A 22527-nucleotide genomic window follows, 5' to 3' on the forward strand; every position below is an offset into this window, starting at 1 on the left:
TTGTTTATACCCGTTCTGGTGGGCCCCGTTTTGGTGGGGGTGGGTCGTTTATCTACTACACGCCCCAAGCCCGTAGCCCACCTGCCTGCAGGGCCGATCAAGCGCCTGGCCTGGGAGAAGTCCGCGCCAACCCCTCGGCGGCCCGAACTTGCTGAGACGGACGGGAACGACTGCCGACCGCGTCTATGCCGCCGCTCGGGCCGACCCCGTGGGGCGGCGGCGCCCTGTCCGGTGAAGTCCCGGTCCGGCAACGGCTGGACGCCCGAGTGAAGCCCGCGCTGTGGTCGCAGAACTGAAGGCCTGGCAGTGTCAGCTGGCGGCTGGCGGTGGCTCCACCGGCTCGACGGTCCCTGCCGAATCCGGCGGCTCGGCTTCGCCAGGTGGGCCTGCCTCCAGTAGTCCGGTGCGGTAGGCGGCATCGGCGAAGGCAATGCGGGACTTCGGTTCGTGGAAGCCGTTGACGCAGCCGCCGAGCCAGTTGCGGTTGATCCGCTCGATGGCCCGGGCCAGGGCGTCCTGCCACAGGTAGGGGGAGGCGCCGACGTCCTCCTCCGAGGCGTACGCGGAGGAGTGCGACGTCCACAGGGCGGTGAGCTCCTCGACGACGGAGGCGTGCTGCCACCAGCACTGCCGGGGCAGCTGCTCGGTCGTCAGCTCGTACGCATCCGCGAGCCACACCACCCACGCCACGAACTCCGGCCACAGCGCCACCCGCTGCTCAGCGCTCATCGACCGCCACAGCACCGGCGCGCCGGCCGCCCGGTCGGACGGCCCGCCCCCGGCGCCGCCCTCACCGGCTGCGCCCCCCGCAGCGGGCTGGCGTTCCTCCAGCGTGGCCAGCCTGACCGCGATGGATGCCAGTTCGGCGTTGATCGACGCGAGTTCGTCGAACAGCGGGTCGAAGGCGTCAGGCACCGGTGACCTCCTCCGGGTTGACCATGGCCAGTGCCTCCTTGGTGGCCGCCGCGATCTCTGCGCCCCGCGGCCCTTCGTAGGCCCGGACGAACCGCACCCGTGTCGCGGGGGTGCGGCGGTGGACCAGGAGGCCCATTCGCTCTTCGAGCATGCGGATGTCGCTGGGCTCCAGCGCGGCCCGGCGCCGCACCGACAGTGAGGAGGAGACCCGGTCGCCGTCGTCCGAGACGGACTCGGTGTCCTCGTCGAACTCACCCACGAGGGAGGAGTAGGCCTTCAATTCCTGCTCGTCCGACACGCCACCGAGGATGATCTTCGCCGTGGCGGCGCCGAACAGCTTTCGGACACCGGTCTGGCCCCAGCGCTCCTCGGCCTGTGCCAAGTTCTGCAGGACGGCCGCGACGAAGATGTTCTGGGACCCGCTGACGGACATGAAGCTCGGGATCTGGGGGAGCGGTGCCACGTTCGCGAGCTCGTCCAGGAAGCACCCCAGCGGGGGATCCAGCCGGCCGTTGGGCATCCGCGCCGCGACCTTCTTCGCCGTGTCCAGGATCGCCTGGACGAACGTCGCCAGAATCGGCGCCAGCGCGCTGCCCTCCTCCTCGTCCCCGATCAGGAACAGCGTTCCGCCGCCGCGCAGCCACGCCTCGATGTCGAAGTTGCTCTCCTGCGGCGCGAAGATCCCCGCGACCCGCTCGTCATACAGCGCGATGAAGCTCTGCTCCGCGGTACGCCACGACGCGCTGCGCTCCTCCGGCGCGGCCGCGTGCTGCGCGGCCAGGGCCCGGGACAGCTCGACCTTGCCACGGCGGGCGAGGATGTCGACCGCCTCCCGCTCGGCCGGCGAGGTCGCCCACTTCAGGATGTCCAGCGCGTTGCGGCCGTCGAGGGCTGCCGCGTGCAACCAGCAGGTGATGAGCATCTTCGCGTTCATCACGAAGTAGCCGCCGTTCTTGGTGCCCTCGTCGCTCTTGGTGGAGGAGGTGAGGGTCTCCGCGCGACGTCGGGCGGTCTGGAAGTCCTCGCAGCCGTCGGTCAGCGGCCACTGGAGCTGGTATGGCCAGCCGGACAACCCGGTGGCGTCCAGGGCCATGACCTTGCCGTGGCGCTCGCGCAGCTTCGCGGTGGCGAAGAGGACATCGGTCTTGCTCGATGTTGCGAGGACGGTGCCCGCGAAGTCCAGGATCGCGGGCAGGATCAGCTGCTGGGTCTTGCCCTCCCGGGGCGGTGCGACGATCAGCAGGCTCTCCTCGATCGTCAGCCACAGCGGCAGCTGCGCGGGGTCGGCGGTGCCGCAGAACACGGCGACCTCCCGCACGTCGACCGTGCCGGCCGCGGCCTTGGCCAGGCTCGGGCGAAGCGAGGGCACCCGGCTGAGCGCCTTGGCCTCCCCCATGGCGTTCTCGAGCTGCTTGCGGGTGGCGAGGCCGTCTGCGCCGTCGGACAGTCGGCGCTGCCAGCGCCGCCACACGGCCTTGGTGAGGTAGAAGGCGCCGGTGCACTCGCCGACGAACACGCCCCAGAAGGGGACCGGCCCGCCGACTCCTGAGCCCGCGGGGAATGCAGCGGCTGGGTCTGTGAAGTGGATGAAGACCTGGGCCGACGACGCGCCGGCCTCGGTCCAGCTGATGCCGGCCAGGCGGTGGTGGGCCGGGAGACCGGACAGGACGGCGGCGAGCCAGATGAGGGCCGACAGGGCGACGAGGGCGAAGATGAGGCTGATCCACCAGGCGTCCCGGCCCAGCCGCAGCCGGGTGGCGGAGATCGGCGAGGCGACCTTGTTCATGCTCACGCTGCGCTCCCCTTGTGAAGGGCGATGAGTGGGGCCTCCGAGCCGGTGGCACGCGCTGCGGTGCCCTCGCTCATCCGGCTGTTGGTATTCGTCAACCGAACCTCCGTACTCGAACGGATATGCTGGACCAGCGATATCCGGCCGCCGACCTGCCAGACCGCACGTCCGGGCGCGCACACGTTCGCTCCGTCGGCGATTGCCTCGCGGGCCCAGGCGGGCAGCTGCAGGTAGTCGGCCGTGGCGTCGGCATCCGACTTGTCGAGGTGGTAGAGCACCCGGGTGGCCGTGAGCTTGAGGATGGCCATCGCCTCCGGGGACTCGCCGACATCGACGTCGCTCAGGTGGTGGATGACCGCCATGAACGACAGACCGAGGCGGCGGCCGTAGCGGACGAACTCCTCGAACAGTCGCGCGACGGGGCGGTGGCTGAGGATGTGCCAGGCCTCTTCCACGATCAGGGTGCGCTTGATCCGGTCGTGCGGACGGATCCACCCGAAGCGCAGCCACGGCCCGATCACCGACATCAGCAGCGGCATCGCCATGCCCTCACGCGGCAGCCGGGTCAGGTCGAAGACGATGAGGCGCGCGTCGAGGTCGATGCCCTCGGTCGTCGGACCGTCGAAGAGACCGGCCAGGTCGCGCGTGGGGGAGCAGAGCTCGTCCATGGCCAAGGACGCGGGACGGCCCCAGCGTCCGAGCTCGGCTGCGGTGACGGTCTTCTTCCCGAGCTCGGAGGGTTCGGGTGCGGTGAGGGCGTTCAGGACGTCGGACAGCACCGGCACACGGCCGGCGGACGCCGCGGAGGTGACGGCGACCTGGTGGGCGACCGAGAGAGCGAAGCGGGTCTCCGCGGTCATCTCCCCGTCGATGATCTCGATCATCGAGCAGAGGATCTTGAACTGGTGCTCCGAGGGGATCCGGGGGTCGAGCGGGTTGATCCGCACCGCCCCGTGCTCGTCGGCACCGCCGTAGATGAGACGGATCGGCTTGATGCCCAGCGTTCTGGCGATGGCGTCCCACTCGCCGACGCCGTCCTCGCCCTGGGCGTCCAGGACGGCGAACGCCCGGTCCTGGAACCGCAGCTGCCGCAGCACGTAGCACTTCTCCAGGGCGCTCTTGCCGTAGCCACTCTTGCCCAGGATGAGGATGTGGCCACTCGGCAGCCGCTCGCGCGCGGAGGGGTCGTACAGCACGAACGGGTCGTAGATGAACGCCTTCCCGGAGTACATCTCCCGCCCGATGATCACCCCCCGCGGGTCGCCGGTCGGCGCGCCGACCGCCGGGTAAAGGCCACAGGCCTGCGCGGTGGTCGTCCTCAGTGCCCGGCGGCGGGTCTGCCTCTGGGGCCTCAGCATCTCCAACATCGCGGCTCAGCCCTTCAGCAGGCCGCCGGCCAGCGGCAGCGTGTTCGCGTGGGCCCGGAAGTGCTCGCGGTCGCACCACTCCAGACGGAGGTTCGCGCGCGTGGCCTGCGCCCGCAGAAGGTCCCGGTGCTGCCTCAGCTTCTCCGCGTCCGGCGCGGTGACGGTCACCCAGCCGGCCAGGCGGATGCCCGCCGCGCCGTTGGCGATGTCGTGCATTGTGGCCGTTGCGGTGCGCCGGTCCTTGGCCTCGCGCGGGTCGCCGACCTTGCCGGCCTTCCGGTCCGCCTGGCCGATCTCGTTGGTGACGTCCGCCATCGCCTCGCGCAGTGCCTCGTCGCTGGTGACCAAGTCCATCGTCACGGAGACGGTGAAGATGACGTCCTGGACGTAGAGGAGCAGCGGGGCGAGGAAGTTCACCCCGACCGGCAGGATGGGCAGCTGCTTCCACCAGGCGGTGACGCTGTGCCAGGGCTCCGTGCCCTCCCAGCTGCGGGACAGCATCACGGCCGGGTCCCGAGCGTCCACCTCGGCCGGCCAGGCGCTCGCCCGGTCCATGCCCGCGGTGTCGTTGATCCAGTGGCTCGGGTCGTAGCTGTGGTGGAACCAGCTGGCGAGGGCCGGCTCGTCGAGGTTGCGCACCCACCGCAGCTGGGCGAGGCCGAGCCGGCGGATGAACTCCTCGATCTCCTTGCCGAGTACGATTCCGAAGCCCTCGTGCAGGGTGCGATAGCGGCGGGCCTCGGCGACCAGCTCCGTGTCGTAGGGGATGCCCACGACGATCAGCAGTCGCCGGTCTTCGGCGGAGATCGCCACCGTGCGCAGCAGCTGGTCGTAGGAGTCGTGCAGCCACTGGGGGGCGGCCGGGTCGCGGCGGGCCTCGGCGTCACGGGCGTGGGCGTTCGGATCGGTCGGTACCACCCGGCTGATCCACTGCAGCCGGCGTACCCGCCCGCCGGAGTCGGCGGTCGACTTCAGCAGGAACTCCCACGCTCCGACCAGCGCCTCCTTGTCCTCGGCGTCCAGGCCGCCGAAGTTCTTCTGCCCCTCGACCTCGATCGCGGCGGTGAACATCGCCTCGTCGGTCTGCAGCAGGATCGCCAGGTCCCCGTAGGCGGTTCTGGCGTTGATCCACTCGACGTCCGGGATCCCTGGTGGCGGTGTCACCTTCTCCGGGGTGCCGTTCCCGCGCCGGCCCACCTTCGGTGCGATCGACCGGTACAGCAGCCGGCCGTCGCGAAGCAGCCTGCGGTGGGTTCGGCGGATCTCGAACCACTTCAGGAATGTCCGGCCCTGCCAGGGCGCGAGCACCGCCCACCCGCACAGGCCCGCCGTCACCGCGAACCCGAGCAGCTTGAACGGGATCCCGGGTGCCACCCAGAGCAGGAGCAGCCCGCCCAGGACACCGGCGGCCAGCACCCACTGCTCGTCCATCTCGAGGCGGCGGCCCAACAGGCCGCGCGGCCGCGGGCGGGGAAAGAGGAAGGTACGGGACATCGTCACTCCTGACAGAGGGCGGGTGGGCTTCTCGCCGGCGGGATTGTGCGTCACTCACCGTCGTCAGGGGGCTCTTCCACCGGACTGCCGTCCGAGAAGGACTCGGCGGGCGCGCCAGCGGACGAGGCGGGCACTGATCCGGACGGGCCGGACTCCGCAGAAGCGACTTCTGTGCCGTCATGGCCGCCGGAGACGGGTGCGGCCCCGCCCGCTGCTGTCGGGCCGTCCATCGCCGGGGAACCGCTGCCCGGCCCCCCGTCAGCGGGTGCCGCATCTGCAGCCGCGCCTTGGTGCGGATCGGCGCCGTTCGCCATGTCGGCCGTACCAGGCTGCGCGGGGTCGTCGGCGCTCTGCGCCATGTTGGCCGTACCAGGCTGCGCGGGGTCGTCGGTGCCGTTCGCCGTGTCGGCCACACCCGGCTGCGCGGAGTCGTCGGCGCCCTGCGCGGGCTTGTCCGTGCCCGTGTCCGCGTCCGGGTCCGCCGCTTGCTCGGGAGTTCCGCCGGCACCGCCCGCGCTGCCCGTCCCATCGCCTTGGTCGTCGCCCGGCTCCGAGGCCGCCGTGGCGCCGTCCACACCGCGCATCGCGGCCGCCTCGACCTCCTGCTCGCCGCGCTCCTGAGCGGCCTTCGCGAGCCCGATGCCCGGTGCCGCACCCTCGCCGCCCGCGGCCGCGGCGTCGATCTCGTCGCCGCCGTCCCCGCTCTCCACATCGTCCCCCTCGGAGCCGCCGCCGAGCTTGGACTTGATGTCGCCGAAGCTGGACTTCGCGGACTGGGCCACGTTGGACAGGCCGCCCTCCATCTGCTTGCGCGAGCTGAAGACGTCCTGGACCTGGTCCCCGAGGATCGGAATGAACTTGGCCACCTGGAAGGGGAGGTACAGCGCCAGGAAGAACAGCGCCACCGCGGTGAGGATGGTGCCGAAGGCCTGCCCGGTGCTGGCGCCCTCGCTGCGCTGGCCGGCCAGCAGCGCGGAGGCGAGGGCCAGGGCCGTGAAGGTCACGTACTTCGACGCGATGATCCCGACGATCACCCCGAGCCAGCGCTTGGTGTGGCCCCAGAGGTCTTTGTCGACCAGGCCGGCGAAGACCGTGGGCCCGAAGACCAAGCCGGTGTAGATCAGTGCGTTGCGCACGATGAGCTCGAGCCAGACGCCGAGGATCGCCATCAGCAGGAAGAAGCCGATGGAAAGGACGATGACCGGCCCGCCCGGGATGACCAGGAGGACGGCGAGCATCCCGCCGAGGACCGCGCCGATCTTCGGCAGGTCCTGGGTCACGGGCGCCAGCATCGCCTCCGCCAGCCCGTCGAAGACCTGGGTGAGGTAGGCGATGCCCAGGGGGGCGAAGGCCGAGGTCATGACGGACAGCAGCAGGTAGCCGATGGACTCGCCCAGCGCCTGGACGGGGCTGACGCCCTGGATTGCTCGCTTGGCGACAGCCACGAGCCACAGCACGACGGTCAGGACGACCGAGGCGCCGAAGGCCATGGTGTAGGTGCGGATGAAGCCGGCGTTGCTCCAGTCGATCTCGGTGATACCCATCAGTGCGTGAGGTCCTCGGTCAGGGAGGTCATGGAACTGACGACGGAGTTGGAGAGGGAGCGCGCCACATAGCCGAGGGGGTCCTTGGCGAAGTCGACGAACTCGTTCGCGCCCTTGACGGTCTCGACGGCGCTGCACACCACATCCGCGAAGGGAACCTTGCACAGGGCGTCGGAGACGTCGTTGGCGTGGGCGGGTGGAGCGGTGATGACGGCCATCGTCGCCATCCAGGCGCACCCCAGTGCGAGGACGATGCGGCGCAGCGGGGTGTCAGCCGATGTAAGGAGGCGCATCGAAGTCCTTGTCCATCGAGGTGAAGACGTCCGTGGAGGTGGGCTGCTGGCCCGTGGACTGCAGTGGTGTCGGGCCGGGCGTGACCGAGATGGACGAGGTCTTCCAGTCGCCGTCGCGCCAGACGAGGACGAGCGTGTAGGTCGTCCAGGACGCCGAGACGGGGACGGGGGCGTTGGGTGTCGGCAGTCCGACGATGCCGCTCATCCACACGCTGACCGTCGCCACCTCGGGGGAGTAGCTCACGACCTTGGACCCGAGCGGGGAGGCCCGTGCGATCAGCTTGTCCGCGGTGTCGGCCGTCAGCCCCAGCGCCGAGTAGAACCGCGCGCCGGCCGCGTTGTCGTCCTTGATCTGGCCGGCCGCGGCATCGGACGCCATGATCGTCTTCAGGATCCGCTCGCGTGACCCGGCATCGGTGAGGTAGCGCGCGCTCGACCGGGCGATCTCGTAGTTGACCGCCGCCGCGACGGCCCCCTCCCGTGTCGGGCTGTAGCCGACCGGAACACCCTCGACCAACCGGGATGCGGCTGCCTGGCCGGGCGTGGAGGCACTGGTCAGGCTCGAACCACCGGCGGCATTGCTCGCTTGCCCCGAGGGCGCCGAATGGTCCGAACCGGAACCGGAGTCATACGAGCTGCGGCCGATCAAAACGGCCCCGATGACCAGCGCAAGGAGAACGACGGCGACAACCAGAATAGGACCCCGGAACGGGCCCGGGGATTTCCGGGACGGCTCATCGTCCCTCAAGAACCGCGTGCCGCCATTACCTCGACGGGGCATCAGAGGCCCATCCCGTAGACAATGGTGAACAGCGTCCCGATGGAGGCCACGATGAACGCGGCAACGAGGCTTCCCGCGAGTTCCTTCTGGCCCTGCTTGACCTGGACCGTGTCGTGCTGAGACCCGCCGACCTTCAGGTGGATCACGCCGATCAGGGCCCTGCCCAGCAGGATCAGGATCACCGCAGCCATGATGGCCTGGATGACCGTACGAGCTGTCCCGCCGACGGACGCGAACGGGCCCCAGTCCGGGGCCAGCCCGGTGACCAGGCCGTCCACCGCGCCGCCCGACGGCTTCGGCGTCGGGTCAGCCGCGAGGTTTACGTCGTGCAGTGCCATATGCCCACCCTGTTCCCTATTTCCGTACAGCACGGGGAATCCTCGTGAGTTCCGGCCCCCTCAAAGGGTGACGGTTCCCACAGACAATTCCTGGCCCCCTTTGGATTGGCGGTGTTCCGTCCGCCGTTACCCACCCGGGAGTGCGGACCGCAGTCACCTCCCGGCCAGGCCATTACAAGCGCCGGGGCGATCCAACGGCAGTCGGGTCCCGCTCCGGAACGTGCGGAATCCGCAGGGCGGGAACCTCACGCAGGAAATCCCGGCCCCCGGGAACCTCCCCCAAGGTGACTAAGCCCGGCAGGTATTCGCCCGCCAGAGTGGGGCGGTGAAGAAGAGCGCCCCGATGCTCGTCGCGCTGCTTGTCGTTGCCCTGATGGGTCTGTCGATCGTGATCCTGGGCGGTGCCGGAGCGGCCGACGCCAACGCCGCGACCTGCACCACCGCCCTCGCCCCCGTCGGCGACGGCACTCACGGTGCGGGCGCGGTCGTACCCGCCGAAGGCTGGGAGCCGCCCGTCACCCAGGACGGCGCGGCGGCCGTCGTACCGATCAGCCCCCAAGGCCCGCAGCAGAACCCCCACTGGACCGAGCAGCAGGTCCGCAACGCCTCCACCATCACCAACGTCGCACGCACCCGCGGGCTCAGCCCCCGGGCAGCCGTCATCGCCGTTGCCACCGCGATGCAGGAGTCGACACTGGAGAACCTCGACCACGGCGACCGCGACAGCCTCGGGCTCTTCCAGCAGCGCCCGAGCCAGGGCTGGGGCACCGCCGCGCAGATCACCGACCCGGTCTACGCCTCCAACAAGTTCTACGACGGCCTCGTCACGGTCAAGGACTGGCAGACCCGGCCGCTCACCCAGGCCGCCCAGGCTGTGCAGCGCTCGGGCCTGCCTGATGCCTACGCCAAGTGGGAACAAAGTGCCGGCGGACTCGTCAGCACCACCTGGGGAACCGCCGCTGTCACCTCCGTGTTCGCCGGCTGCGACCCCGCCCCCGGGGCTGCGCCGGGCACGGGAACGGACCCTGCCGCGGACTTCACCGCCAAGAACCCGCGAACGCCCGCCCAGGCCATCGCGGTCGCACGGGCAGCCGCGGCCAGCGGCCGCTCCGACTTTCACAACCACTGCGACAACTTCGTCGCCCAGGCCTACGGCTGGGGATCCTCCGGATCCGAGAGCGCCAACATCCACTGGCAGCGTCTGGTCGCCTCCGGGGACGGTCACCCCGGAGACAACTCACCGCCCCCCGGCGCGCTCCTGTTCTACGACAGCGGAAGCGAGTTCGGCCACGTCGCCCTGTACCTCGGCGGAGACATGATCGCCAGCACCGACATCAACGGCTACGGCACCATCGGCATCCGCCCCCGCTCCGACATCACCGACGGCACCTGGCACATGCGCTACCGCGGCTGGGCCGCCCCCGCCTTCCCCTCCGCAGGAGGCACCAGCACCCTTCCCGTCCCCGGAGGAACGACGTGACCGACACCCAGGTGCGCATCACCCCGGACGGCGCCGCACTCATCGACGCCGAGCCCATCGACGTCCCGCCCGGCGTCGACCCCGCACGCGTCGTCCTGCAGCAGCTCGCTCTCGACGCCGCGGGCTCCGGAGGGCCGATCGCGGCCGCCATCCACGACACCCGCACCGAGCAGCGCCTCAGACTGCAGATCAACCCGGACGGAAGCACCCGCGCACTGGCCCCCGGCGAACCAATCCTCCCGCACACCCCCGCTCGCGCCCCCGCCGTCGAGAGCAGCACCTCTCCCGAACACGAGCAGGCCCTCCAGGCGGTTTACGAGGCCGGCCGCGCCCACGACTTCGCCAGAGCAGCCGCCCAGGCCGACCGGCTGCTCGCCGACCTGACAGTCACTCACGGCGAACGCCACCCCGCCACCCTCACCACCGCCGGCGTACGCGCCGACCTCGCATGGATGTCCGGTGACTACCGCTACGCGGCCGAACTGTGGACCTACATCGCCCAGGGCTGGGCACAGTCCGCAGGGCCCGCCAGCAGGGCCGCACGCTCCAGCGCCCGCCAGGCCGCCGCCTCATGGAAGGACGTCCCCGACACCGAGGCCCTCGCCAGCGGCCAGCCCCTCCTGGCCATGCTCGCCACCGTCGCCCCAACTCCCGAGACCAACCCCACCGTTCTCGCCGTCCGGCGCCGTATAAGCCTCCTCACGCCAGCATGATTCACGCTACCGTGGCCCTTCGGACCGAAAGGGGGGCCACCGTGGCCGGGATGGCGCGACTCACGGTCTTGTTCATCCGGTACTTCCCGCACCTGCTCGTCATGCTGGGAATGCTCACGGCCGGATCCATGTGGAACACCGACCACCCCGCCGCCAGCTTCCCGGACATCCTCATACCGATCGCCATGGTCGCCGTCGGCGTCGGCCTCGCCTTCATCTGGCCCCCGCACAGGCGGCGACGACGCTGAACCGGCACCAATGAACTGGCACCGGGCAGTGCCCCGAGCGAAGCCCCGATCCCGCGCTCCGGGAGCATGAGGCCGTGCTTTCCGCAGAGCGGGAGGCGCGCCACCTGGCCGTGGTGCCCACCGGCCGGGGGAGCGACCATGAGGAGCTGACCCGTACCGCGGGTGACCAGCGCAGCTGACCGTCCATCCGCCAGGGACGGGCCTGATCGCCTGGAGCACGACATGAGCGATCCCACCACGTCCGACCGTGCGACCGTCGGCGACACCACCTACAGCTGGCTCTCCACAGCCATCGGCGATGTCCTCTACGCGACCAGGGCCTCAGGCTGGCGCGAGCGGCTTCTCATCGGCACCCACGTGCAACGGGTCTTCGCCACCCTGGCGCATCACAGCACCAGCGACCCCCTCGAGCAGCTCCGCCAGGAACAGCGCACTCTCGAGCAGGCCCGACTGGAGGAAGCAGCTCAGCAGAATCAGGCCCTGGAGGAGACCGAGCGCCGAGAGCTTCAACAGGACCTGGACTCCGGCGCGATCACCCCGGAGACCTACGTCCGCCACCTCGCGGACCAGGCCGCCCGGCGCGCGACACCGCCGCCCTCCCTCCAGGACCGACTGGACGACCACCGGATCCTCGCCAGGCTCGAACGGGACCTCCAGATCGGTCGAGTCGGCCAGATCCTCGACGCAGCGGGCAGCGAACGATCGCCCGGCGCCGACGACGCTGCTCTCATCGATCTCGAAGCCGTGTGGCACGCTGCGCCCCGGCCGGCGGCAGCCGCCCAACCAACGCAGCCGTGGACCGCCCGTCCTCACGGCCACGTGCCGGCCGCGACGCTCGCACGACAGCTCTCCTGGCTGAAGCAGACCATACCGAACCTCATCGGCCAGGCGGAGAGCGCCGAGGCCGAAGCCGCCGCGCTGACGGCCGACGCCGAACACGGCCGCGGCCCGGCAGCGCGCGCCCTACGCCACGACATCCAGACGGGACGCGAGGCGGCCGAGGCGGCACGAGAAGCCACCACCGGCTTCCAGAGCGCCAATACCCACATACGCCGATCCCTCGCACTCCACCAAGCCGCCGACGAAGCCGAACGACGCGCCCACGCCAGTCCCACCCACCTGCTGCTACGCGGCACGACCCCGGCGGCCCAGCGCCACGACGCCCGCGAGCTACGGGCCCAGGCCGAACGCGCCAAGAGCACCGCCGACGAAGCGATCGCCGCCGCCACGACCGCGCTGACCCGCGCCCGCACGCTCCGCCCCACATCCCCCCGCCGACTCCGGAACCCCACGGCCGCCGGCCAGCTCCGGGGCGCCGTCGAACGCGACCTCCAGGACGCCGAGGTCCTGGCAGCTGACCTCCGATCGGCGGCAGCCCGGCTGCGGACGAAGGCCGCCAAGTACCAGGACCATCTGGAACAGCTCACGGCCGAGGCGAACACCCGCTCCGAACTCGACCCGCGCCAGCGGATCGCCGAAGACCTGGAACGCGAGACACAGCACCGGCAGCGCCACGAGGGCGGCGCACCTGTTCGAACCGGGCGTCCGGCCGAACGTCATCCGTGTGCCGGCCGACAGCCCAATCCACCCACCACCGGCCCTTCGCCCACCTGACACCGGGGCACCAACACCACGCCGACCCGGCGGCCGGTGCGCAGCACGACACCCCTACGGCATCCGACCAGAGGCCGGCCACACCGGGTGCTTTCCGCCGCCGCGTCCTCGCGCTGCCGTGCCGCCCGCGTCGAACACCTGGTGCGCCGGCACATCCCGATTCGTAGTGCGTGATCTCTCGCTGGCGGAACCGGGGTGGTGCCATGCCCCATTCACCTCGACTCGCCAACATCTGTGCACAGCCACAGCTCGGACTACGGCCGGAGTAGCAGCCCCGCTGTTCCTGCGCGAAATCAGTCATGTTCGCCGGTAGCGGGGTCTTGATTGCGCCCTGGGAATTCCTACCTTCTGCCTCATCGGAACGGCCAGAGGAAATGGCCGTGAAAGACGAGGCAGAAATCATGAGCGAAGCTCAGAAGTCCGCTCCGCGTGGTGCCGGTATTTCGATGCCATTCCCCATCTCGCCCGACTACGTGAAGAAGTGGACCACCCCCAGGGCGATCGTTGAGCTGATCGCCAATGCGCTTGACGAGGACCCCGAGGCCAACGTGTCCTGGGCCGACGGAATCCTCACCATCGAGGACCGGGGGCCCGGAATAGCCCAGGACGCCTTCGTGCTCGGAGCGTCCAGTAAGACCAGCCAGCAGATCGGCCAGTTCGGCGAGGGCAAGAAGCTCGCCGCCCTCGTGCTGGCCCGCGATCTCGAGATCGGCGAGATCTGGTTCGAGACCGTGGGGTACGCGTTCACCCCGAGCATCGAGAACCGCAGTCCCCTGGACGGCATCGTCCCGATGCGGGGTGACAAGGCCGCCGCCACCCTCGTCTACACGCTGTACCCCGGCGAGCGCACCACCGGCACCAAGATCACCATCCAGTGCCCCGAGCACGTCGCCGACGACGCCATCTCCCGCGTCCTGCATCTGACGCAGCCAGGCTACACCCCGCCCCAGGACAGGGCCCGGGTCATGCTCGACGGTGCCCCCGGGAGGATCTTCATCGGGGGCATCCTGGTCAGCGCCGACTCCCGGCTCTCGGCCAGCTACGACCTCCCGCTCGGCCTCGCCAAGGGAGACCAGAACCGGGACCGCACCATCGTCGACGGCCGCGCACTCGACCACCACCTCATCCAGGCGCTTGCCACGTGCTCCGACCCCGACGTGATCGACCACTTCGTCACTCGGGCACTGGCCCGGAAGACGATCGCACCGCAGGAACAGTACTTCAGCAGGGTAAGCGACTACACCGTCAAACTCGCTTTCCTCGGCGCAGCCAGGCGCGCCTTTCCCACCGGGGTCCGCCTCTACTACAGCGACGGGAATGAGAACTCCGAAGGCGCCGACGGAATGGAGGACGGAGCCTGGCTGATGGACCGAGGCGTGGTCATGGTCGAAACCGAACTCCCGCCCTACCAGCACCGCTCCCTCATGGAACTCCTCGGCGTCGAGCGTCGGCGCACAGCAGTCCGAACGGAAACCCGCAGGCGCGAGAGCAAGACCACCTGGGTCTCCCTCGCCTCTCTCACCACCGCGCAGCTGCGGAACCTCGACTACGCCGTGGCGCTCTACCGAGCCGCGCTCGGGCCCGAGAGCATAGGAAAGGTCCGGGTCTACAGCGAGAGCGAGGACATCGGCTGCGGGACCGCCGGAAAGTACTACACCACCACCGACGTCATCGCCTTCCACCGTGACACCCTGACGGACCGCGAGGGCACCATCGCGACGCTCGTCCACGAGGCCGCCCACCGCAAGGCCTTCTTCGAGCAGAGCACCCATTCCGACCGCAGCTCCGGCTTCGAGACGGCGCTGGAGGACACCGGCGCGAAATTGCTGAGCCTGTGCATGACCCTGGCAGACGGCTCACTCGTCCTCGAACTCACCGAGCCGACCGCCTGGGAAGGCACCGCCCTCCCGCCAGGAGCACGGCTCATCAGCCCCCAGGACCGCACGCCTCCCGCCAAGCCGGACAGGAAGGCCATCGCGCGCTCCAAGCTCCTGCAGGCCGCACCAGCGCCGCGCCGCCTGCTCGCCGAAATCCTGCACGCCCGCATGGAGGAACGTCGGGCGAGCACCGGCCTCTCCGTCGCCCGCCTCCTGCGGGGCATCGCCCTCAAGCCGGTCTACTGGAACGTCCTCCACAGCCCCCACCCCGTCGGCTGGCGCAAGGCCCAGGGCGTGAGCTGCGTCACCGACTACGACAAGGCCACCGCCATCGCCGGACTCGTCGGCATGAACCCCGGCGTCCTCTGGCTCGCCCACATGGCACCCGAAGCCCCCACGTACAACCGGCGCAAGCCGGAGGACAAGAACCGGCCGTGGTCCCAGGTCGTCCAGAAGCCCCTGGCACGGGCGCTCGCAGATCTCGACCGCGCCGGTGGCATCTACGCCGAACAAGTTCCGCTCTTCCGCGCGATGGCCGACGGACGGACCCCCTACGACGCCGAAGACACCTGGCTCCAGCCGGTTCTCGACCTCCTCCGCGCCGAGGCGGAAACGCCGCTCCGCTAACCGCCAGCCCAGCGGTGCCGCCGGGCCCACCACCACGGGCCCGGCGGCACCCCCGACCACACAGCCGGTGGGCCTTGACTCCCAGCAGCGCAGACCTACCTTCCTCACCGCGACGGCACCGCCGTCCGGCCAGCTGCGCGCAACTCCCATCTGCGGGACCGCCCGACCGGTCCGACCGAACAGCACGGCCCACGCACCCGTGCCCCTCTGCCGGGCCGGGCTCAACCCGCTGCCACCGCTATCACGCGCCGGCGAACCCACTCCGGCCGAACCAAGGAGACATCCGGCATGCTCGACACCCTCGCACAACAGGCGGCAACCCTGCTCCCCACGATCGCGACCCGAACATGGACCCACGAGAAGGACTCGTACCAGATCTACAACAACGAGCCTGCCCTCGCCCTGACCGACGGCTCACGCCGAATCCTGGTCGGCAAGGACAGCGACTCGATCATCGTGGCAGGCTACTGCGGCGGCCCCTTCGCCATCGGAGCCCACGTCTACATCCCCAGCTCCCAAGCCACTGCGGACCGCCTCGCAGGCGAGGCCCTGCGCACCATCCTGCCGGACCTGGACAAACGCGACGCCCGCTCCGAGGACGACGAACAGCGCACGACCCGTCGCATCCGCGCACAGCACGCCATCGCCATGGCCGTGCCCGAGTCCGCCATCGAAGGCTTCACCTGGCAGGGTGCCGAGGCCCGCTGGCCGAACTCCCGGTACGGCACCGCATCCGCCACCGTCAACGAGGACAGCCACGCGGTGACCCTCACCGCACCGCTGACACTGGCCGTAGCCGAACGCGCCCTCCCGCTGCTCCTCAGCCCGCCCGGGCGGCGCCCCTGGCACCGGATCCGGTCGGTGTACAGCCCTGTGGGACGCCGCCTCATCGCCGCTCACCCCACTCTTCGAATCCTTGCGAACCAGGCCCGCCGCGGCACCGACACCTACGACACGATCGAACTCGGTCGGCTGAGCGACGACGCCCCTATCGTGCGCCTCCACCTTCCCGCTCCCAGGCGTGCGACCCCCGAAGCCCGCCTCCACCTCACCGTGACCACAGGCCTCGATCTCATCGTCGCCCTGATCCCCAAGCTGGCCCACTGAAGCGAGGCGCCGCCAACCAGGCGGCGCCTCACGCCGTCGCCCCAGCCGAGAAGGCCCCGCCCCGCCCGTCCCCGCAGAGTAGCTGCCGGACCCCAGCGGTAAGCAGACAGCCCCAACGAAACCGCCCCGCACAACCCCCGAATCCGGAAGGCTCTCCGCCTCTCCCGGCAGCAGACAAAAGATGCAAGAGGTGTCAGGAAGTCGGACCCCTTCGCAAGCCCTGAGGACCGTGAGCAGGCCCACCACCGAGCCCCGGCCGCCGTGGTCCACGGAGCCAGGTGCCAGCACCCGTGTCCATCCACGCCGACAGCCGGCCCACTCCGGTGCGCGCTCCGGCCTTTGAGTCGAGGCCCAGTTCGACCACCAGCACCCTTGAACGCCCGCCCGAGCGCCCTACCGTGCGGACCGTCCCCGCGCTCCGAGCGCACCGACCCGGCGGCCAGGTCCGCCAGAGCAGTCCAAGCCCAGAAGCCCGCCAAGCCGGCGCCACCGGCAGTTGGCCGCGGCCGCCGACCGGGCCTTGCCTCCGTACACCTCCTGACCATCTCTTCGCCTGCACCTGCATACGACCGCGCCTCTCCCCTCGGCCCGCCTGGCCCAGGGGAGAGGCGCAGTCGTGTACGGGGTTGCCCAACCGGCCAGGGCCTCCGGATCGCCGCCAGTCCCGGCTGCGCCAGGTGAGCCGGTTCCCCAGCCATGCCCGTCGGGAACTGACCGCCCGTCCAGGTAGCCGTTCTCACGCGGCCGGCGCCCGATGGCCCGGCGCCCGTCGCCGCGATCCGGAGTTGACCTGACGCCTGCCACTCCTACTGTGCGTCCTGTTCCCACCCGTACGGCCGTGACAGTCCCGGCCGTACGGGCTTCCACAGCCCCACCCGTCCCGCAGGCGGGGCGCCCCACCACACCCACCCGCTCCAGCCCGTCACGGCCGTCTCCAGTCCGTGTCCGAAGGCCTGCCTGGGGCCCGCGCTCTCAACCCCAACTCGGAAGAACGGACTTGCACCCACGCCACCGCGCCAGCTCGTTCTCCGACGCCACCGGAGCGTGCCTCGTCTGGGTGAAGGACGACGGCACCTACTTCATGGCGGACGGGCTGCGCTGGCTGGTACTGGAGGTCAGCAAGGACAGCGTCGCCCTTTCCTGTAGCGACTGATCCACCCCCACCTGCGGCACCGCCAGCACCACGCCCACGCCCACGCCCTCGCCCTCGGCCCCGGCCCCGGGACGCAGCATCGCTGCGTCCCGGGGGCTGTCACACCCGGCCCGGCGGGGGAATCCGCTGTCGCTGCGTCACCACCGGCGAACACCCCGGCCGAGTACCAGCCTGGGCCGCATCGGGGTTGACCAGCCGCTGGCAGTTGCGGCGCCTCCGCACCTAAGCGGCTTGGGCCGGGTTGGGGGGCTGGTGTCCGGGGGGGGTGTGGTGCTGACTGGGTGGGAGCGGGAGGGGGCGGCGGGCGTCCGGCTGCCCGCCGCGCGGCGATGCAACTGGGCTTCGGCGAGGGCCGGTTGGGGGTTGTTCGGCGCGGCGTCGTGCCTAGGTTCCGGAGTGGCCCGAGCGATCGTCCTCACCCCGGGGTGCCTTCACCCCCCCGGGGTGCTCCCATTCTCTTCCCGCCCTCGCCGACTCTGATGTCTGTGTCGTTCCCCTCCCGCCTGTTGTTCGGGCTGGACCGGCACGGGCAGCACGCGGCCGGGCCGTGACCGGGGGACGTAGAGGACGCGCGTGGTGGCCGTTGCCCGGGGCCCCGTAGCCCCGGGGTGTGGTGGTTCATCTGGCGAGACGCTCACCACACCCCGGGGGCGGGGTCCTCAACTCCGGTACAGGAGAGGTGGATCTACCATGGCACATCCGAGTTCGAGGGTTCTAGTCGCTCCCCGACGAGCGGTCCATGCCCTGACCCGAACGCCCCACCGGGCCACACCCGCCACACCCGCCGTGCCCGCCGACGTTGTGGAGGTGGGGGCGGCGGTCCCCGGCAGTGCCCCGGAGGCCGTGCCCGGCGTTGGTGGCGGTTCTCCCGCGATTGCTGCGGCCAGGGCGCTGGTCCTGGCTCGTACCCCGGCGGCCGTCCGGATCGAGTCGCTGCGTGGGTCCGTGCGGCGCCTGCTGGAGGTGAACCGGCGGCTGCGTCAGCGGCTGGCCGCGAGCCTCGACCAGGTGCGGACGCTGAGCGAAGAGCGGGACGAGCTGCTCGCCGAGTTGGCCGAAGCCCGCATGGACCCGGTCAGTGGCCTGGAGGGACGTCGGGGATTCACCCGGCACGCGGCCGAGCTGCTGCGCACGGCCGGGCCCGGATACTGCGTCGTCCTGCTGGACCTGGACGACTTCAAGCCGGTGAACGACACGTTCGGCCATGCGGCCGGTGATGCGGTCCTGGCAGCGGTCGGGGAGCGGATCACCCACTGGCTGCGTCCGAACGAGGCGGCCGCACGGTTCGGCGGGGACGAGTTCGTCGTCCTGGCCGCACACGACGCCCGCCTGCCGGACCGCCTGAACGCGTTGAGGGAGGACATCGCCGCCCCCGTCGTTCACGAGGGCCTGGCCCTGGTGGTCGGGGTCTCGGTGGGGTCGGCCACGGTGAGCGGCGACCTGGGCCGGGCGCTCGGGGACGCCGACCGGGCGATGTACGCGGCGAAGGGCTCCGGCCGCCGGGGACGTGGCGCCGCAGCGCCGGGCTGCGTGTAACGGCCCGCCCGTCGGCCCGGCACTCCGTACGGGGTGCCGGGCACCGGTGCGTCCCCGGTCGGCCGCCAGGCGTGGGCCGCCCGGCGACAGGGCGGGAAGGAGGGCCCGGCGGGAAGGGAACGCCGCCGGGGCAGCCGAGCGAGCAACCACCTGCCGCGGTTGGGGCAGTGACCGGCTCCGGCTCAGGGCCGCCTTCCTGCTCGGGCAGAGCGCTCGGTGGCCCCCGGTCCTGTGGGCGTTCCACGCGTCGTGCCGGGAGCACGTCTGCGTGCACCCCGGCGGTACCGCCGGGCCCACCCCACCCCGTCGGCCGGTGAAGGAACGCTTCCCGCCGATGACCGCCCGCCGCCTGATCGACTCCTCCCACCCGTCCACCCGTCCACCCGCCCGCTGGCATGGTCGCCGCCGGCTATGAGGCTGCCGACACCGACTTCGCGGCCCTGCGGCGCCGGGCTCGTTCTCGGCTCCCTGTCCCGCCGCCGCCTCGGGCCGGGTCCGACGCACAGGTTGTTCAGTGGCCCGGCCCTGAGCACGTCCGGGGGTGCGCCTGGCCTGACGGCACTGCCCCCGCCACCGGCTGACTTCGGGCCGTCGCTCGTCGGCGTGGTCCGGGGTTGACCGGCGTTGTGCCGTTCCTATGGTGCGTCCTGTTCCCGCACGGGCCGCGGTTCTGTCCGCGGCCCGTGCGGGATTGCCCGGGCACCCGCCCCAGGGCCAGAGGCCGAAGCTTCTCCACTACCGAAGGACCGTAGATGACGAGTACGACCCGATTCGACAGCCTCGTGTCCGGCGCGACCACCGGCGGTTTCGACCACGTCCGTCTCGCCGACGGCCACGCGTTCAGTCTCACGGTCAGGCCCGGCACCGACACGGCGGAGGTCTTCCTGTTCTCCGGCCTGACCGCCCCCGACTCGGAGGCATGGCAGCTTGAGGACCCGTGGGACCACTGGCTGACCGGCGGCGACGCCATGGACGGAACGCTGTTCCTGGACGTGCCGCTCGACGCCGTGCGCGCCCTGATCGTCCAGCACGGCGGCGAGGCCGAGAAGGGTGGCGACGACACGGGGCGGGACGCCACCGGCGAAGCGCTCTAGAGCGAGACGGCGGAGGCCGCCGCCGGCCCGCCCTTCGCCGCGTGGGGCGTCACCGCCCATTCCGACGACGAGAGCGTGATCGGCGGCGGCCGGAACGCGCGGCTGGCCGTCGGTACGTGGCTGACCGTCGCGCCTCGTGCTGGTGGGGCACCGGGTGTGTTCCGCCACGGCGCCAGGGGTTGACCGGCGTCCTGCCGCTTCTACTGTGTGTCCTGTGCCCGGCGGCCGTGACCATCCCCGGCCGCGCGGGTTCCCCCGGCGCCCCCCACCACCCCCCGGGTGGGTCGAGGCGCCCCGGTGCCGCCTCCCGCATCCCCCCGGGCGGAGGCGGCACACCAGTGGCCAGGCCCCCGCACCCCTCGCGGGGGCCCGGCCGCCATCACCCCCTCGGCCCTCCCGGTGCCCGGTCACCGTTCCGGCCCGGTAGGGCGACCGCCCCACCGCAGGGCCGTGTGCCCGGCCCGCCTGCCGCCAACTGTCCGACCGACCTTCCGACACGATCAAAGGATCCCTCTTGTCCCGCTACACCATGCCGCTCACCGACAGCCTGCGCCTCGAATGGGGCTACGACCGGCCGCTGCACAACGTCTTCGCGCAGCTGTGGAAGAACGACTCGATCGAGCCCGTCGAGGCGCTGGGTCTGTACTCGTTCATCGTCACCGTCGCCGAGCTGATGCCCGCCCTCGACGCGATGCTCGCCCCGTACCCCGGTGCGGCCCTCAGCGAGGAGGACCGTGACAACATCAGGACCCAGCTCATCGCCGACGGCGCCGACCCCGGAGACAGCGACGCCCCGGCGAGCGGCGCCTGGACTCGGCCGCGCGATGCGGCAAGTCCTGGGAACGTCCGGCCTTCCCGTCTTCCCGCCGGGGCGGGACGTAGGTGTCTCGCCACCACCCCCTGCCCGGTGCGGGGTGCGGGGTGACTCTGCGGGCTCGGCTTCCGGGGCGCCTGATCCGGTCCGGGATGGGTCCTTGGCTCGGGCCGGTTCTCGGGGCCGTGGGTCAGGGGCGGCGGCGGGCCCTGTGTTCAAGCGCCCGCCCGCCAGGACCGGGCCGCCGCGTCCCGGCCTGTCGGCCTGTTGTTCTGGCCCGGGGTTGACCGGCGTTCTGCCGCACCTACTGTGCGTCCTGTCCCCGCCTCCGTGACCGTTCCGGTCGTGCGGGTTCCCCTGGGGGTCTTCTCCGTCCTCGCCGTTCGCGGGACGCGCCGCACGTGCCGTCCTGTGTTCCCGGCAGGCCGGGTACTGGACCCCGACTGTCCCGTTCACCTGAGAAGGAAGTTCCGTGAGCATGTGGAATCCCGGCGACCCGCTCGCCACTGTCGTCCGTGCCGCGTTGGACCAGCGCGGTATCCGCTACGAGGTGCACGGCAACGCCGCCTGCACCTGCCTGGTGTTGCCCGTGCCCGGCGGCTGCGGCGAGGTGGCGATGTCCGATGTGGACGGCGACCTGGCAGGCACGATCGGCGAGTACACCGGTATGCACGCCCACTACTTCCCGACCGGCCACCTGGAGGGGCGCGGTGACGAGGTGGTGCTGTTCGAGTCGCCGAACCTCGGTCACGTCCGCCACCCCGACCAGTTCGCCGTCGAGTTCGCCGAGTTGCTCGGCGCCGTCGAAGCCTGCGTCCGGCTGTTCGCCCCGCGCCGCCAAGCCGCCGAGCGGCCGCTGGAGACCGCCGGGTTCGAGACGGTCGGCAGCCGCCGGGCACCGGACCCGGTACCCGCCTCCTACCGCTGGCGGCGGGCGGCCGATGGGAGCGTGGCGCTGTCCGTGACCACCACCGCCGTCATGGACGCCGCGGACGTCGCCGCGAAGGTCTACGCGGTCTTCAGCAAGCCGTTCGAGGGCGGCGAGCCGCTGCCGCCCCTGCTGACCGTCCAGGACGTCATGGGGGTGCTCGCCCGCGAGGCCGCCGGATGCGCCGAGGGCTGGCACTTCTGGGCCGCCGAGCCCGGCCAGGAGGCATCGGACACCGTCCAGCCGTGGGCCGAGTCCCAGGTCCGGCGCCTGTTTCCCGAACTGACCTGGCCACCGGCCCAGGAGTGAGCGTGTTGGCCGGTGGGGGAGCGGGGTTGACTCGCGGTGTCGCCTCTCTACCTTTCCGGTCAGCGCCCTCTCCGCTGTGCGGACTTGGCGCGGCCCGGGGGGTGCGGCCAGGCCTCCCATGTTCGCCGGGTGCGCATCCTGTGGATGCCGGTACCGGCACGACCGAAAGGTGTCGTTCGTGTTTCTGTCTCTCTTGTTCGACGGTGTGTGGACCGCTCTGGTGAGCTGGATGGGCTACCGCTGGGGCTACCGCGACGCCCGCCCGGACGGCTATCGCGCCGGATACCAGGACGCCCTGCAGACCGGGGAGCGTCGCGGGAGGCCCGCTTCGCGACCCGCCTCGAACCCCGGACGGGTGGACCTGACCAAGCCGGGGCTCTGACCGTCCGCCTGACCGGGCCGATGGCGGGATGCCCCGCCGCGCCCCCGCCGCTGTGACAGCGGGCGGGGCGCGGCGGGGCCACCCCAGGGCGGGGGGGGGGGGTGTCGCCCGCCCGGGGCGCCCG

The 22527-nt window shown here is 71.2% G+C and carries 20 protein-coding genes; 12 read left to right on the plus strand and 8 right to left on the minus strand.

The annotated features are described in order from the left end of the window. Window positions 1-309: 309 nt before the first annotated feature. The 8 genes from ABT263_RS35805 to ABT263_RS35840 all read right to left on the minus strand — a co-directional run bounded on the left by ABT263_RS35805 (window position 310) and on the right by ABT263_RS35840 (window position 8521). On the minus strand, window positions 310-915 hold the full coding sequence (locus tag ABT263_RS35805; RefSeq protein WP_352297365.1) for a hypothetical protein: 606 nt from the start codon (window positions 913-915) through the stop codon (window positions 310-312). Continuing rightward, window positions 908-2701, minus strand: a complete 1794-nt coding sequence (locus ABT263_RS35810) for a type IV secretory system conjugative DNA transfer family protein (protein WP_352297419.1) — start codon at window positions 2699-2701, stop codon at window positions 908-910. The genes ABT263_RS35805 and ABT263_RS35810 overlap by 8 nt, the downstream gene beginning before the upstream one ends. A gap of 2 nt (window positions 2702-2703) precedes the next feature. Further along, on the minus strand, window positions 2704-4062 hold the full coding sequence (locus tag ABT263_RS35815) for a putative type IV secretion/conjugal transfer ATPase (RefSeq protein WP_352297368.1): 1359 nt from the start codon (window positions 4060-4062) through the stop codon (window positions 2704-2706). A gap of 15 nt (window positions 4063-4077) precedes the next feature. Then, window positions 4078-5565 carry an SCO6880 family protein gene (locus tag ABT263_RS35820; protein ID WP_352297371.1) on the minus strand — a complete coding sequence of 496 codons (1488 nt, stop codon included), beginning with the start codon at window positions 5563-5565 and terminating at the stop codon, window positions 4078-4080. 50 nt (window positions 5566-5615) lie between these two features. Then, window positions 5616-7109 (minus strand): hypothetical protein, encoded by a 1494-nt coding sequence (locus ABT263_RS35825; RefSeq protein ID WP_352297374.1) that lies wholly within the window; start codon window positions 7107-7109, stop codon window positions 5616-5618. Then, window positions 7109-7402 carry a hypothetical protein gene (locus tag ABT263_RS35830; RefSeq protein ID WP_352297377.1) on the minus strand — a complete coding sequence of 98 codons (294 nt, stop codon included), beginning with the start codon at window positions 7400-7402 and terminating at the stop codon, window positions 7109-7111. The genes ABT263_RS35825 and ABT263_RS35830 overlap by 1 nt, the downstream gene beginning before the upstream one ends. Beyond that, a complete protein-coding gene (locus ABT263_RS35835) occupies window positions 7380-8051 on the minus strand; it encodes a DUF8175 domain-containg protein (protein WP_352297380.1) in 672 nt (223 codons plus the stop codon). The genes ABT263_RS35830 and ABT263_RS35835 overlap by 23 nt, the downstream gene beginning before the upstream one ends. A gap of 131 nt (window positions 8052-8182) precedes the next feature. Beyond that, complete coding sequence (locus ABT263_RS35840; protein ID WP_352297383.1) at window positions 8183-8521, minus strand: DUF8827 family protein; 339 nt, start codon at window positions 8519-8521, stop codon at window positions 8183-8185. A gap of 325 nt (window positions 8522-8846) precedes the next feature. On the opposite strand from ABT263_RS35840, the gene ABT263_RS35845 reads away from it, so the two are divergent. From ABT263_RS35845 to ABT263_RS35900, 12 genes are all read left to right on the plus strand, one after another. Beyond that, a complete protein-coding gene (locus ABT263_RS35845; protein ID WP_352297386.1) occupies window positions 8847-10001 on the plus strand; it encodes a hypothetical protein in 1155 nt (384 codons plus the stop codon). Beyond that, window positions 9998-10714 (plus strand): hypothetical protein, encoded by a 717-nt coding sequence (locus tag ABT263_RS35850; protein WP_352297389.1) that lies wholly within the window; start codon window positions 9998-10000, stop codon window positions 10712-10714. The genes ABT263_RS35845 and ABT263_RS35850 overlap by 4 nt, the downstream gene beginning before the upstream one ends. Window positions 10715-10764: 50 nt before the next feature. Then, window positions 10765-10962 carry a hypothetical protein gene (locus ABT263_RS35855; protein ID WP_352297391.1) on the plus strand — a complete coding sequence of 66 codons (198 nt, stop codon included), beginning with the start codon at window positions 10765-10767 and terminating at the stop codon, window positions 10960-10962. 162 nt (window positions 10963-11124) lie between these two features. Next, window positions 11125-12576 carry a hypothetical protein gene (locus tag ABT263_RS35860; RefSeq protein ID WP_352297393.1) on the plus strand — a complete coding sequence of 484 codons (1452 nt, stop codon included), beginning with the start codon at window positions 11125-11127 and terminating at the stop codon, window positions 12574-12576. Between the two features lie 446 nt (window positions 12577-13022). Continuing rightward, window positions 13023-15080, plus strand: coding sequence for an ATP-binding protein (locus ABT263_RS35865; protein WP_352297396.1), 2058 nt, complete (start codon window positions 13023-13025; stop codon window positions 15078-15080). Window positions 15081-15368: 288 nt separating this feature from the next. Further along, complete coding sequence (locus ABT263_RS35870; protein WP_352297399.1) at window positions 15369-16187, plus strand: hypothetical protein; 819 nt, start codon at window positions 15369-15371, stop codon at window positions 16185-16187. A 997-nt stretch (window positions 16188-17184) separates the two neighbouring features. Next, window positions 17185-17340, plus strand: a complete 156-nt coding sequence (locus ABT263_RS35875) for a hypothetical protein (RefSeq protein WP_352297402.1) — start codon at window positions 17185-17187, stop codon at window positions 17338-17340. 786 nt (window positions 17341-18126) lie between these two features. Then, window positions 18127-18876 carry a GGDEF domain-containing protein gene (locus tag ABT263_RS35880; protein ID WP_352297405.1) on the plus strand — a complete coding sequence of 250 codons (750 nt, stop codon included), beginning with the start codon at window positions 18127-18129 and terminating at the stop codon, window positions 18874-18876. 752 nt (window positions 18877-19628) lie between these two features. Beyond that, the gene (locus ABT263_RS35885; protein ID WP_352297407.1) at window positions 19629-19970 is read left to right on the plus strand and encodes a hypothetical protein; all 342 of its coding nucleotides are present in this window, start codon (window positions 19629-19631) and stop codon (window positions 19968-19970) included. Window positions 19971-20484: 514 nt separating this feature from the next. Next, window positions 20485-20895, plus strand: coding sequence for a hypothetical protein (locus tag ABT263_RS35890; protein ID WP_352297410.1), 411 nt, complete (start codon window positions 20485-20487; stop codon window positions 20893-20895). Between the two features lie 361 nt (window positions 20896-21256). Next, window positions 21257-22021 (plus strand): hypothetical protein, encoded by a 765-nt coding sequence (locus tag ABT263_RS35895; protein WP_352297413.1) that lies wholly within the window; start codon window positions 21257-21259, stop codon window positions 22019-22021. Between the two features lie 178 nt (window positions 22022-22199). Next, entirely contained in the window at window positions 22200-22403 is a 204-nt protein-coding gene (locus tag ABT263_RS35900) for a hypothetical protein (protein WP_352297416.1), read from the plus strand. The last annotated feature ends 124 nt before the right edge of the window (window positions 22404-22527 follow it).

Source organism: Kitasatospora sp. NPDC001603 (assembly GCF_040298365.1).
Lineage (GTDB): Bacteria > Actinomycetota > Actinomycetes > Streptomycetales > Streptomycetaceae > Kitasatospora.